The organism is Vibrio sp. WZ-1 (assembly GCF_052037695.1).
GTDB lineage: Bacteria > Pseudomonadota > Gammaproteobacteria > Enterobacterales > Vibrionaceae > Vibrio.
The window spans coordinates 84,584-99,307 of sequence record NZ_JBQEQR010000064.1 but is presented as its reverse complement, the minus strand read 5'-3'; the positions used below and the strand labels follow the sequence as shown (position 1 = coordinate 99,307).

Genomic DNA, 14,724 nt, shown 5'->3' with positions numbered 1-14,724 from the left:
CTTCTGTTCGTCGTGTTCTCAGCTTGATTAAATCGTCACTACCACTCGCACTGCCAAGAGCATTAAAACGATGCCAGACAGTCGGTCAATGAGTACTGCTTTTGAACGAATACGATCAACGACGCGTGAGTTGGACAGTACCAACGTGATAAAGGTGTACCACAAACCATCGACAACAAATGGCGTCGCCACGATGATCATTTGATTACTGAGATCATTTCCTAGTGCCACAAATTGGCTAAATAGTGCGATAAAGAACAAAGCAATTTTCGGGCTTAAAATCGAAATCAAAAAGCCTTCTCGCGCAGATTGAATGACCGTTGTCTCTTCGCCAGACTCCAACTTTGCTGCTACGCCACCTTTTGAGCGCAATGCATTGAACCCTAAATATGCCAAGTAAGCCGCACCAGCAAGGCTAATGGTCTTGAACAGCAATGGGCTCTGCTGAAGTACTACCGCTAAACCAATTAAAGTGATGAACGCGTAAATCCCAATACCAAATGCGTGCGCCCAAGCCGTTGCGAAACCATTAACACGACCACCCGCCAACGAGTGTTTAGCAACAATGGCTAAACTTGGGCCTGGTGACATCGCCCCTAATAAACACACGGTAAAAAGTGATAACCAAACTGTTAGTGTCATAAGAATCTCCCCTCTTTGACGCTAATCTATCAACGGAATAGGTATAAGTAGAAATCAAAGTTTTTCATACTAGCCATGATTCCAAGTCATAGCATAACAATGCACTTATTAGCGAATGGAATACTCTGAAATTTGCATCACTGAACGAATCTCTTCTCGAACCCATTTATGCGCTGGATCCGTATCGTATTTCGGATGCCACATTAACCAATATTGATGAATAGGGGTTTCGAGAGGCAGCGATTTATGGGCTAAATCCCAATGCTTCGCGAGGTTAACCGCAATATGCTCTGGAACCACCATTAAATGTTCACTTGAAACCAAACGATTGATGGCAGCAGAAAAGAAAGGCACTTTGAACGTAACGTGGCGCGTATGACCTAACTCTCTTAACGCCAAATCGGTGTAGGAATCTTTATCACCACCACCAGTCACTTTGATATGAGAATATGAAATTAAATCTTCAACGCTGATATGCTCTTGCTTTGCTAACGGATGAGAGGCTTTCATCAAACAGACTGACGAATCCTCACCGATCTTCACGCTCGATACTCCTTGCGGTTTTTCCGGGTACATTGAAGAGGCGATGTGAATACCGCTCTCATGGAGCTTATCAAGAAAGTCCGGCTGCCATAGTCGGTAAGCCATGTCTAACTGAGGCGCAAAACCACTCAAGTGTGAAGCAATGTCTGGCAACACGTATTGGGCAACATAATCACTCGATGCAAAGACTAACTCTCCTTTCCAATCCGAAGGTTCGAAAGGTTTGTCATCAAGAAGGTGGTCAAATTCCGCAAGTAACGCATCTAACTTTTCTTTCAACACTAGTGCTCTGGGTGTTGGAATCAGCTGGTTACCTTGACGCACTAATAGAGGATCGCCACATAGATCACGTAGCTGAGCCAGCTGGCGACTAACAGCCGACTGCGTAATGTGTAACCGCTCAGCCGTTCGACTTACATGGCACTCTTCGAGTAAAACATGCAAAGAACGTAATAAATTTAGGTTGATATTATTCAGCATGCTCGACCCACTTTGAACGCCACTGTGCTGCAGCGTACTCTTCTGGCCAGTATTCGACTTGCTTGCAAATCAGCCCCTCACGCACAGTGTGGAAGGTAATTGCTCGATCGGTTCGAACACCATCACTCACCACCACATCGGTAACCACTTGCTCGCCATCCGCCACAATACGTTCAATGGTGAAGGTCCACTCACCTTCTGCGGGGTATGCAGAATTGAGCTCGGCAAAGTTCTTTCTGCCTCGAATTACTTCTTTGGTTAACGGCCAAATCACTTCACAATCTGGCGTAAGGCACTCCGCCGCCGCAAAGAAATCATTACCCTCCATCGCTTTCCAGAAGTTGAGGACGATGTCTTTCTCTGTCATTTTACGAACTTGCTCCCTGTGGTATTAAAGAACTCAGTCAACACGGTATGTGTCATGACATTACGAAGTTCTGGGTAACGTTGAATATGATCTCGAATCTCATTCAGACGAGCGATATTAGGCACTTCAACAAACAGCATCATATCGGTCTCGCCACTGATAGCATGGCACCACTTTACCCCATCGATTTTGTACAACTCATTGGAGTACGCATCACAATGGTGGGTGGACGCTGAAGTATCAAACTTTAGCGCCATGTAAGCACAAATCGTCGACTCGTTAGATGTTGCTATATCAGCGTGATAACCAAGGATGACTTTATCGGCTTCTAACTTTTTTATACGGGCCGTGACTGCCGAGCGTGACAAACTGACATGCTCCGCGATTTCAGTAATTGAGAGACGAGCATTTTGACGCAATAGTTCTATGATTTGATGATCAAATTTGTCCATAAACTCACCAAGCTTTCCTTAATTTTTCCATTCTACTCAATTACCACTTGTTGAAAACCGACAATTTGAAGGTTATCAGCACAACAACCGTCATTTTGACGGTCGACAACATCATATTGTTATGCAGAAATTAGCTATGCTTGACACTCACGGCATATGGAAGCTCAGGGGCAGGAATGGAACAACTCAACAAAGACATTACGCTGATATCAGGCATTGGTCAGCTCTCCACCACTTTAATGGGAACAGGCCTATTTATGATTCCGGCAATTGCAGCTGGCATCGCAGGACACTTTTCTCTGTGGGCTTGGATTGTATTGTTCGTGGCTATCTGCCCAATTGCGCTTACTTTTGCACAACTCGGTAAGCGCTACCCTAATGCTGGAGGCACTGCCTTTTTTGTCCGTAAAGCCTTTAACCCCAAATTAGAAAGCAGCGTTGCATGGTTATTTGTCAGCGTGATTCCTGTTGGTGTCCCTGCCGCGGTTGCTCTGGCCGCGGGCTTTTTACAACAACTGTTACCAGAGGCAATCAGCAACCACCTTTTCGCACAAGTTCTCACGGTCGCTCTCTTAGTTTTCGTTAGTTTGCTTGGTACTAAATCATCAGGACGTCTGCAAACCGTTATTGCATTGAGTATTTTTGCTTTGGTTGGCGCGTTTTTATGGAAAGGCGATGTTGGCTATGTCGATCTTACGATGCCAGCTATCACCATGGATTCGACTTGGTCGATTGCCGCAGCTCTTGGGGTCATGTTCTGGTGCTTTGTCGGCATAGAAGCCTTTGCACACATGGGAGAAGAATTTAAGAACCCACAACGAGACTTCCCTATTGCTATTATCGTTGGCTGCTTTGTCGCTGGTGTAACCTACTGGGCATGCTCAGTAGTGATCCTAAAGTTTGGCGCGTATGGCAGTACCGAGTTCGACAGCGCTTCTATCCCTTGGTTAAGTGCGCATCTATTTGGTGACCATGCCAAATGGCTAATTAGTCTAATAGGTTTCTCAGCATGTTTTGCTAGCATCAACCTCTACACCCAAAGCCTAGCTCGCATGGTGTGGGCACAGGCAAGGGAGTACAAGCCAACAAGTGCGATTGCCCGCGTATCGGTTCGTGGTGTGCCTGCTAATGCCACAATTATCGTCGGTGCTATCTTACTTGCTTCTTGTGTTATCGGCTCACTCTCAGGATTGGATCTGGAGTTTTTCCTCAAGCTTGCCAACGGAATTTTTGTTTTGGTTTACCTACTTGCCATGCTCGCTGCTTATAAATTACTGCAAGGAGCAAGCAAACTTCTCGCAGGAGTTTCGCTACTCTTATGTACCGCAGTATTTATCTGCCTAGGCTGGTCAATGTTGTACGCCATTACTATTTTTGCTGTCCTTTCATTGCCATGGAAACAATGGCGAAAAAAGCGTCAAAGCAGACTCATTGGGTGACCAGACCAAGTTAGACGTCATTCAAACAACTGAAGGAGATCGAAACCTCCAAATACCAACGTTTGTTAGGTCAAAGAATGATTCATACTTCATTCTTTGACGCAGCAAGTCTGTGCGTCGAATAAATCGTGGGAGCACCTATGTGACAAAATAAAAAAAGCCTCGCTAATACGAGGCTTATGTTTTTATAGGGTAATTACTGGCAGTTAGCTGGCGAGCTATCGTCACGCGTCCAAACTGTGTCTGCACCACCTAGTGGCAACCATGTCATTCCTGCTGACATATTCCCAGGCGGTAAATCTTGTTCGTGAACATACATGCCTACCGGAACCGCGCCTTTCACACCGTGAGCGCTCGCTTGTGCTTTGGCGGTATCAGAGTTGCGTAGACCATACATTTCAAAGTAGGAATTCCAGTCCATGCCCGTCAAATACGACAGCGACACCAACATAAAATCGTTACCTTGAATACCATTCATGGTTCCGTGTGAATTGCTCCAATCAAACATGGCAAAGCCTAAACGTTCGCGGTTTGCGTTCCACGTTGTTTCATCTTTTGCATATTTGCCGTAAATACGCTCGTGTAAGTAAAGCATTGGGTAAATACCCCATCCACTTTCTAACACTGAATCGTCAGCGAGTGATTTCCCGTGCATTTGCAGTGCCATCTGAGTATAGAAAGACATGCGAATGCCATTGATTGCCGCATAGCCACCATTAGACCAAATTGCTTCATGGCGTGACGTTTTCCCCGCATCTAAAGTGCCGCAAGTAGGGGTATAAACCACACGGTTACCATCAGCGTCCGTCACGTTTGAATAATCAGATTGAAGGGCAAAGAACGTTTCTTTACCGTTCATGTGGCCGTCATTTAAAGGCGTTGTTTCGCCGTCAACAACCGCATGTCCATTCCACATCACATAATAAGGGAAAATATTGTTTGAGTTCTCACCCGCACGATCACTGTATTGATTCCACAGGTTTCGATTTTCTTCTGTTGCATAACCTACACGCAAACGACCAGTTTGCAGGTTATGACCAAGTTCGTGCCCATCTAACCAACCTCTAGGGCTAATATTGTAAGCAGAATCCCATGGGTTTCCTGAGCAACCTACACCACATTGCGCGTGGCGGTCATAGTTTGCATGTTGGATAATCTTACGAACATGCAGCGTTTCGTCGGTACAATCCTCTACTCCCATTTTCGTCTTACAAATCGCCATCGCATCTTTGTCAGTGGACTGATCTAAACTTTGGCCTTGTACTTTAAAACCTGCCAATGAGTAGATTCCATTAATGTGCTCATCACGAAGCATCGTTAGTAACTGACGCACATCGCCTTCACCTAACTTGTCTTTTCGTGCATGCTGCTCATACGACGGAGATTTCAAATCGACATGAGGAAGATCGGTCGTGTTGACTAACTGTTCAAATTGAGCAATCTGCTCTTCGCTTGTGAAGTCATCAATAAATGGATGTTCAGTGATCCCGCTCGCCGTGATGTTGGTTGTGAGTTCACTTTCACCATCACCATTAATGTGCAAGTAAATAGGCGCACCATAAGGCGTCGAGAATGTCACAGAACCTTGTGGTGGAATCGTTAAACGCTGAGTGGTTAATTCCAATGGTCGATTATATGAATTCGTTTCAAATGCTCGGTTGGTATTAGGACGAGCGTAGTACAACTTAACAAAGACATCATGAGTATCCACACCACTGCGCGTTAACGTTACAGGTTGAGATGGTAATGCATACCAACCTGTTCCAGTCCATTGGTTTGCATAAGGCACACTGATGTTTTTGGTTTTCGTGGTGGTTTCTGGGTATTCGTAATGCGCAAGATCGCCTTTCACAGGATCGCCCTTGTGAATGTATTCACCTAGGTCTGACTGTGCGAGGTTATCCGGTCGTGAGTAAGATACCATCCAGTCTGCGAACATCGCATGGTACCACTCTTCCGGCTCACTAAATGAAATCGGATAATCGATCTCGGAACGATATTTATCAGCAAGCAGCAAAATGGTTTTCGCGAGCTCTGAGCCGTCAACACTGAATGGGTCAATGTTGAACTTATCGAAAAATAAAATATCGTTACGTAGCGCATCGGCGCTGGTTCTAAATGCAGACCAGAACGGTGCAGTGTCACAAACAATATAGTTAGAGCCACAAGCATCAACTGCGCTCATGTCATACTCATCGTTAATAAAGTCTTGGACAACATCAAGGCGCTGATCAGTGAGTGCGGAGATATTATCTTTATTTGCTCCAGACAAGGTAACTTTAGACCAATAGTTAGTGTCTGTTGTGACACCAGATTCAATCAGAATAGGACTAATTAAAGCGGATGCATGGCGCAAATGGGATACCAAAATAAATGGAATTTTTTGTTGTTCTAGGTACTCCATTGAAGCTTTGATGCCTTCGTATCCACGGCCAGCACTATCATCAGAACCAAGGATCACGAAATCAGGACGACTTTCCATCGCGCACGCTTTGATATTTTCATACTCACAAGTACGGTAATCGTTGAGTGTGTGATTTTCAGGGTAATTATTTTCTAGCCACGTTTTCGTATTGTTATGGTGATAGAAATAACCGCTGTTTGGTTGGTTGACCGCTATGACATTCAGAGTGATTTTGCTTTCACCTATTAGCCAATTAATCACATTCTTAAGGTAAATATCAATATCGCCAGAACCATGAACGCCGAACGGATTGCCGCCGAAAATCACATAGTTTTGACCGTTAGGTTTGGTGCCTGCTACAGCAAGTGTCGCATTCGACTCTCCACCACTTTGGTTTGAGTTCGATTGCAAGATTACCGTTGAGTCATTAATCGATGAGAAACTTGTGATAATTTGTGAATCGTGTGATGGGATCCAATCGATACTATCAACACCTGTGAACAGTCGAGTTAATAAAGCTTCTTTCTCCACCGCTTTTTCAAGAATGATCTCTTTTGCACGCTCAAGCAGTTGCGCTTCTGTCGCAAGATTATGGTCTTCAGAAACAACCGCTTGATCGACATGGTCTGGAGACACAAATACGCGTACTGAAATTTCCCGTTCTACGTTATAAGTACCATCAGAAACGGTCACTGTAAAAGTGTGCTTACCCTGTTCGCTTGTGGTCGGTGTTACAGAAATGACCCCCGCAGCATTAATCGAAACCCAATCCGGGTTTTGAGATAAGGAATACGATAGTTCATCTCCCTCGGCATCTGCAGCATTCACTCGAACGATCGTTTCTTTATTTGGCTTTGCATGAACGTCGTCAAAATAAGCGACGCTTGGTGGCGTGTTTGTTACTGGTGGTGTAGAGCTTGTAACTAAAACCGAAACCGAGCGATTCACATCAACAAAGCCATCACTGATAATCGCGTTGAAACTGTAGTTACCAACATGCTCATCACTAGGTTTTGCAATGATCACGCCATCTTGGTCCACTGAGACCCATTCCGGAGCGTCCGACGCTAAAACGTAAGAAAGAAAATCACCATCTGCATCATTGGCATAAATTTGAGATGATGCGGTTTTACCCGTTTTCACAATAATAGGATCAATGGCTTTCACCGAGGGTACTGTATTTTGAAAATCTGGATTTTCAGGATCTGCATAAAACGAAACCACTAAGGTCACCGTTTTTTCGACTGCTTTATTCCCATCAGAAACTTTAGCAATAAACTCATAAGTGTCTTGAGAGCCGCTATGTGCATCAACTGTGATTAAGCCTGTTTTGTGATCAATAGAAACAAACTCAGGTAGCGGATTTGATTCGGTGCCCTCAAGCGAAAACGACATTGGCTCGTTATCCATGGCTTCAATTTGGAACGTAGAGACAACATTCGTACGTGCATTGATTGTTGGGATATCCGAAACGACAGGTTCAGGATTATTCGGATCGACCTCAAACGTGGCAATTTCCAACGTCACTGTTTGCTTCTGTACAGCATTACTGTCACTTGCGGTAACTACAAATGTATATGTACCCGTAACTGCGTAATTTAAGTCAACAGAAATCACACCCGTTCTAGGGTTGATCGTAATCCATGTGTGTTCATTTTCTTCCAGACCAAACACTAGGTCTTCACCACTTACAGAGAACGCATCAATGGAATACGTAAATACATCACTATCTGGGTTTTGAACTTGAGCTTCTAATTTAGGTATTTCATTGATAACAGGTTTATCGAACTGAGCCGATGGATCATCGGAGCCACCACCACAACCCGTTAGAGCTGTCGCGATCATAGATGCGAGTATGAGCTTTTTCATTTTATATTACTGAGTGTTGTAAGAATTAAGAACCTATCCAAAAGGCCGTTTGTGAACGACGGTTAGCCACAACCTAAATGCAGCATCGTTTTCAGTTAAGCTACCGTTATGAAAACACTTTTTTGGATATTTTTTCACTCTCATTCGAGTGCTCGGGATATTACAGACACCCTCATACCATACGCAATACGTCAAATATACGTATTGAGACATACATTCCAGAAATATATGCCTGTACAATTACTCACATTATAGAATCAATAAACAGAGAAACTCGCGTTGCTAGCAACACGCCTTATCGGGGAAGGGTTGCAGAAAAAGCTCTGTATTTATGAAAACAAACAGAGAGTTAAGTGACAATATAGGAGCTCCACTATTCCTAGTCCTAGGAAAATCCATCAAAAGTGCTCTAGCGTGATTACTCTTTTTGGAGAGGCTATGTTCCCTTTAACGGTTGTTATAGGTTATTCAGTCTCCATTAGCCTATGGACGTGCTGGGATTTACAACTAAAAATGTGTTTAAGGGACCTTGGCCGACTCAACGGTCATTAACACACTTTTATTTGGAAGCTTGGTGCATCGAGTATAACGCTTCACTAACCAGTCAAACTGCTAGCAAAAAAACAAAAAATGGAGCCACAAGGCTCCATTTTAAGTTAAGGGTGTTGATTACGTTGTTTCCACCTCTACGCGGAAGAAAATGGCGTAAAACAGCGGAATGACGACCAAAGTAAGAATCGTGGCAAACAGTAGACCAAACATAATGGTCACCGCCATACTCTTAAAGAATGGATCAATCAGCAACGGGGCTACACCCAAAATAGTCGTGAATGCGCCCAGTAGAACCGGACGGGCACGGCTTAGTGCTGCATCAATGATCGCGGTATATGGCGTTTTACCTTCACGAATTTCAACATCCGCTTGGTCAACCAATACAATCGCGTTTTTCACCATCATACCAATCAAGCTTAAGAAGCCGAGAATGGCCATAAACTCGAACGGTGTTTGGAAGATGATAAGCCCCACGGTGACACCGACAACCGCTAGCGGTGCCGTTAGCCAAATCACCAGTGGCTGACGCAGCGCGTTAAACATAAAAATCACCGAAAGAATCATCGCAGCAAACCCGTATGGCGCTGAGATTACAAGCCCTTCATTGGCATCTTTCGACGCTTTATATTCCCCATACCATTTCAACTCGTACCCTGCTGGCAGCTCCATGGCTTCAATTTGAGAACGTACTTGCTTGAATGCGTCTGCCGTCAATACACCCGGCGCTGGATCCGCTTGCACCAGAATCGTCGGCATGCGATCAATTCGACGCAAGATGGCGTCTTGGTATACCACATCAACAGAGTTCACGAGTTGACTTACTGGAATATAAGCACCCACTGTCGGACTGAAAACTTCTGTATTTTCAATCGCGCGTTGGTGGCTTCGCTCACTTTCCGGCGCGCGGACAACGATTGGGATCAAATCATCTCCCTCTCGATATACACCTACATTCCGACCCGTTAAGGTTTGCGCGATAGCTTGGTTAATCTCCATCGTAGTCAGCCCGTATCGCTGGGCTTCTTCTGCAGAATAGACAGGGCGAAGCACAGGAACTTGTTGACGCCAATCATCCTGAACCGCTATTAAGTTACTGTCCGCCAGCATGATAGCTTTCGCTTGCTCTGCCAGTTGACGCAACACCGCGCTATCTGGGCCTTTGAAACCGGCTTCAATCTTCTTACCACCTCCGCGACCAAGCATGAACTTCCACACTTTGATGGACGCATCTGGGTATTTGGCTTCTAACTCACTTTGTAGCTCACCCAATAACGGAGCAATCTTCGTGTAATCATCAATATCAATCAGCAGTTGGCCGTAACTTGGGTTACGAGCTTCTGGCGCATAGGTGAGCATAAAACGTAAGCCGCCACCACCAACAAAACTGGTGATGTTGGTAATTCCCTCTTTGGCTTTCACATCTTGCTCAATGCTGGCAACCACTGCCTCGGTACGCTTGATATCAGATCCTTGCGGCAAGTAAACGTCCACAACAAATTGCGGGCGCTGAGATTCTGGCATGAAGCCAGGTGGCACAAACTTCACGCCCCAAATCGCTGCTGTCATCATTCCCAGCAACAGTGCACAGCTGATGATACGGTATTTCAATACCCATGCGAGCAGTGCTTTGTAGCTAGCCACGATGCGGCTTGGTTTCTTATCTGCATTTGCTGCTTTTACTTTGAGGAAATCATGGCACAGCATTGGCGTCACTGTGACTGCAAATACCCAACTTAATAGCATTGAGTAAAGGATCACCCAAAACAGCGAGCCAGCGTATTCCCCCATGTCCGAAGGCGATAAACCAATCGCACTGAATGCACAGATACCAACGACGGTTCCCCCTAATAAGGGCCACTTGGTTACATCAACGACTTCAGACACTACAGTGTTGCGATCGGCGTTTGGATCTTGTTGAAAACGCACCAAGATGCCATCGGTCACGACAATGGCGTTATCCACCAGCATACCCAAAGCAATGATCAACGCACCAAGAGAGATACGCTGCATCGCAATATCTTCTATGAGCATGATGCACAGTGTGCCAGCCACCGTTAGTAGAAGCACAAAACCGATAATCACACCCGAACGTACCCCCATAAACAGCAGAAGCACGACGAATACAATACCAACCGCAGCGATCAAGTTGTCGATAAAGTTCGCTACCGATGCGCGAACAGAATCTGATTGCATCGAGATAACATTCAGTTCCATACCCAATGGGCGCTGACTTTCCAGTTCGGCCAAACGGGCTTTTACCGCGTCTCCCATATCCACAACGTTACCGCCCGAAACGTTGGAGATACCAAAGCCCACGGCTCGCTCACCGTTGAAACGCATTAGCATGGTTGCCGGCGTTTTGTAACCGCGAGTGATGTCCGCAATGTCGCCTAAACGAAGCACAGTATTGTTGTTACCTAGCCCTACTTGTAGATTTTTAAGGTCGGCAACAGAATCAATATTGGAACTTGGGATCACAGGAATGCGCATCGCGTTAGTTTCGATGCTACCAGCCACTGTGACTAAGTTTTGATTTTGCAGAACTTGAAACACTTTCTCAGCTGATACGCCAAACTCGGCTAAGCGCTCACTTGAGATTTCAACAAAGATGGTTTCTTGTTGCTGTGCCAGTGTCGCTGTTTTCGCCACACCCGGTACGAGTACGATTTCACGGCGCAAGCTATCGACATAATCTTGCAATTGCTTATCACTGAAGCCTTCACCTGTAACAGCAAAGAACAATGCATACACATCCGCAAAGTCATCATTCACAATCGACGGCCCTGCCCCCGGTGGAAGCTGTCGCTGTGCATCGGTCACTTTACGACGAAGTTTATCCCATACTTGTTGTAGTTCAGCGGCGCTGCCTGCAAACTCGAGTTTAATCTCGACCGTGACCTCTGACATTCCTTGCATCGAGACAGATTTCACTTCTTTGACTTCTTGCAAAGCCTGAACGGCGCCTTCGATAACATCGGTCACTTCGTCAGAGACCTCCTGCGCTGTCGCTCCTGAGTAAGGTGTCGCAATCACCGCCTGACGAATAACAAACTCAGGGTCTTCAAAACGACCTAGTTTGAAGTAGCTGATGTAACCACCTAACAGTATTAGAGCAATAAGCACCCAAACACTCGTTCGCTTGGCTATGGTATAACGTGCAATGTCCATCATTGTGCTCCAACGCGATCATCCGTGTAAGGGCGAACTTCCATACCCTCTTTCACACTTGATACCCCTGCAATGATCACTTGCTCACCTGGTGAAAGGTGCTCGGTGACAATAATGCGGTCTTTATTGAGTGCACCAATCGCCACATAACGCTTCTGTGCTTTGTTATCACTGCCAACTACCCAGACAAACTGCTTGCCTTGGTTGTCAGGAACAATAGACGTCAGTGGTAAGGTAATTTGTTGATTCTGAGTATTGCCTGAAGTGGAGACGGGCAGTACCTTCACTGCCATTCCCGGCAATACATGAAAACCATTTAAGTGTTCAAAACCTAACACGACCGGATACGCCTGAGAAACAGGATCAGCAACCGTCGCAACCGTGCGTAGCTTTAATGGGAAAGATTGCCCAGGAATGGCGGAGATTTCAGCAATCGCTCTGGTCTCCTCTTTGCCTGAGAGCATCACTTTATGTGGAATATGGATGACCACTTCAAGATCATTAATATTATGAACAATCAGGATCGGTGCATTTGCTTGGACCTGAATGTAATTGTCAACCAACTTGCGACCAACCACACCATCAAAAGGAGCAAAGATTTGGGTGTATTCTAGGTGACGTTTTGCATCCTCCACGCGTGTACGAGCAAGGTTATAGCGTGTCGTGATGGTATCTAGGTCAGCCTTTGAAATTGCTTGGCTTTTCTTAAATACAGCTTGAGCTCGCTCGTACTCACGAGACACATTCTCAAACTCTAGTTGCGCTGACACCAATGCGTTTTTTGCATCTCGATCATCTAAGGAAGCAAGCAGTTGCCCCTTGCTTACTTCATCTCCTTCCTTAACGAAAATATTGGTCAGTTTTCCACTTACTCGGAAAGCGAGATCTGCGCTATCTGCAGCACGCACGATGCCATTAAAGCTGAGCTCCGTTGCTGATTGGGTTGTAACGACTTCAATAAGTGCAGGTTTGATTAGTGGTGCGACGTCTGATACCTCATTTTCATCAGAACAACCGGTAATGCTTAAGGAAGAGATGAGCAGTGCTGAAATAGCACTCAGTTTAAGTGTGTTTTGGCCAAATTTAGTTGCGACCATATTTTCTTTACTCCAAGAGCGTGACCCACTATTGAGTAGTCACTATTGAACTTTACGCACAAGCGCAGAAGTAAACTTCGGAGTTTATTTTAAAGTCAATTCAGGCACGGGTAAACTCAAAAGTTTACCCCTTATCTATTCTTGCTAGAGTTAGCACAAAACAATGACAAACGATTAGGAGTGCGGGGGTTGATGATCAAGCTGATCCATCGAGGCTTTTACTTTCATAAGTCCTTCAACTCAAACATCAACGCCAACTGCTGCATCAAAGTATCAATATTCTCTAGCGCAACATTGCCGTAGCCTAAAACCACCCCATTCCAATCACGGGTTTTAAATTTGGGATGTTCGTAATAACTCAACGGACGCAGCACAATACCTTTCGCTTCAGCACGCTGTGTCCATTGATGTTCATCAATGCCATATCGCCACTTCAACGTAATGTGGAGACCCGCCGCTTGACTGATAACACTCACTTTATTGCCAAAATACTTTTCAATCGCCGAGCATATCCGTTCATGTTTACTTTTGTATAGTCGACGCATCTTGCGAATATGACGAAGTAACCCTCCTTCCGTGATGAAATCGGCCAACGCTTCTTGCGTATGTGTAGGAGAATCACCGCTTAACGCATCTTTAACCACAAGACAATCATCGACTAAAGATTCAGGAACGACGAGATAACCTAGGCGCAAGCCGTTGAACATGACTTTACTAAACGAGCCAACATATAAGACGCGATCATCTCTACCCATTTGAGCCGCTAACCCCTGCAAACTAGTGTATGGCCGATGCGCAAACTGGAATTCACTGTCATAGTCGTCTTCGATTATCCAATGCGCTCTCTGTACGGCCCAGTTAATGATCTTACTTCGTTGTTCTATGTTGAGCGTCGTTCCCATTGGGTATTGGTTACTTGGCGTGATATACAAAGCATCCACTTGACTCGATGTCACCATTTCCACATCAAAGCCTACCTTCTCTTGCACGTACAGTGGCTCAAAATGATATTGCTGGAAATGGATCAATTTACGCATTTGTGCATATCCCGGTTGTTCCATCAGCACCGTATCGCCTTGTTTTAGTACGCTCATAGTGGCAATAGCCAACGCTTGCTGCGCTCCAGATGTAATGATGATCCGCTCTGGCGAACAGTTGACTGAGCGGCTGGAAGCGAGGTAGCTAGATAAAGCGCAACGCAATCTCCAACTGCCTTGAATATCTTGATTACCGAGTAAACAGGTGCGGGATGAGTGGCGCGCAATCAGTTTCTGCCACTGCGCCATTGGAAACACATCTAAATCAGGAACACCTGGAGCAAACGCTCGGTTTATATCGAAGCCAGCCTTAGGATCCACCCCTTCTTCAGGTGATGCGGGTTCTGGTAAATACTGCTCTGGCAACTCCACCGCCACATAAAAGCCGGAACCTTTTTGACTGCTCAAGTACCCTTCAGCGACCAACTGTTCATACGCTGCAATCACGGTGTTCCGACTGATATCGAGTTCCTGCGCAAGCTTGCGTGTTGAGGGCAACTTTCCGCCCTCTATCCACAATCCTTTCACGATTTTTTCTCGAATAGCAAAGAATAGAGCTTGCTGGCGAGTGCCATCATGCTCATTTAAGTTCAAATCACCAATAACAATTAAAGACAAAACTGGATCCATACATAAGTTAAAACTGGCTCTCTTTAAGCTACCAGTTAATCGAT

General features: G+C 45.3%; 9 protein-coding genes. 1 reads left to right on the top strand and 8 read right to left on the bottom strand.

Annotated features, from left to right (window positions below):
* Positions 1-27 precede the first annotated feature (27 nt).
* The 4 genes from ACTS60_RS07755 to ACTS60_RS07740 form a co-directional block, all read right to left on the bottom strand.
* Positions 28-642, bottom strand: a complete 615-nt coding sequence (locus ACTS60_RS07755) for a LysE family translocator (protein WP_010451264.1) — start codon at positions 640-642, stop codon at positions 28-30.
* A 108-nt stretch (positions 643-750) separates the two neighbouring features.
* Positions 751-1,665, bottom strand: coding sequence for a LysR family transcriptional regulator (locus tag ACTS60_RS07750; RefSeq protein ID WP_440887775.1), 915 nt, complete (start codon positions 1,663-1,665; stop codon positions 751-753).
* On the bottom strand, positions 1,655-2,032 hold the full coding sequence (locus tag ACTS60_RS07745; protein WP_171307095.1) for a nuclear transport factor 2 family protein: 378 nt from the start codon (positions 2,030-2,032) through the stop codon (positions 1,655-1,657). Before ACTS60_RS07745 ends, ACTS60_RS07750 begins: the two co-directional genes overlap by 11 nt.
* Entirely contained in the window at positions 2,029-2,484 is a 456-nt protein-coding gene (locus tag ACTS60_RS07740; RefSeq protein ID WP_440887774.1) for an Lrp/AsnC family transcriptional regulator, read from the bottom strand. The genes ACTS60_RS07745 and ACTS60_RS07740 overlap by 4 nt, the downstream gene beginning before the upstream one ends.
* 176 nt (positions 2,485-2,660) lie before the next feature.
* On the opposite strand from ACTS60_RS07740, the gene yjeH reads away from it, so the two are divergent.
* Positions 2,661-3,923 (top strand): L-methionine/branched-chain amino acid transporter, encoded by a 1,263-nt coding sequence (gene yjeH / locus ACTS60_RS07735; RefSeq protein WP_440887773.1) that lies wholly within the window; start codon positions 2,661-2,663, stop codon positions 3,921-3,923.
* A 196-nt stretch (positions 3,924-4,119) separates the two neighbouring features.
* Here yjeH and ACTS60_RS07730 read toward each other — a convergent pair whose 3' ends face one another.
* From ACTS60_RS07730 to pdxR, 4 genes are all read right to left on the bottom strand, one after another.
* Positions 4,120-8,196, bottom strand: coding sequence for an ImpA family metalloprotease (locus tag ACTS60_RS07730; protein WP_440887772.1), 4,077 nt, complete (start codon positions 8,194-8,196; stop codon positions 4,120-4,122).
* Positions 8,197-8,865: 669 nt separating this feature from the next.
* Entirely contained in the window at positions 8,866-11,916 is a 3,051-nt protein-coding gene (locus tag ACTS60_RS07725; protein ID WP_440887771.1) for an efflux RND transporter permease subunit, read from the bottom strand.
* Complete coding sequence (locus ACTS60_RS07720; protein ID WP_440887770.1) at positions 11,916-13,013, bottom strand: efflux RND transporter periplasmic adaptor subunit; 1,098 nt, start codon at positions 13,011-13,013, stop codon at positions 11,916-11,918. The genes ACTS60_RS07725 and ACTS60_RS07720 overlap by 1 nt, the downstream gene beginning before the upstream one ends.
* A gap of 224 nt (positions 13,014-13,237) precedes the next feature.
* The gene (gene pdxR / locus ACTS60_RS07715; protein WP_440887769.1) at positions 13,238-14,680 is read right to left on the bottom strand and encodes a MocR-like pyridoxine biosynthesis transcription factor PdxR; all 1,443 of its coding nucleotides are present in this window, start codon (positions 14,678-14,680) and stop codon (positions 13,238-13,240) included.
* Between the last annotated feature and the right edge of the window lie 44 nt (positions 14,681-14,724).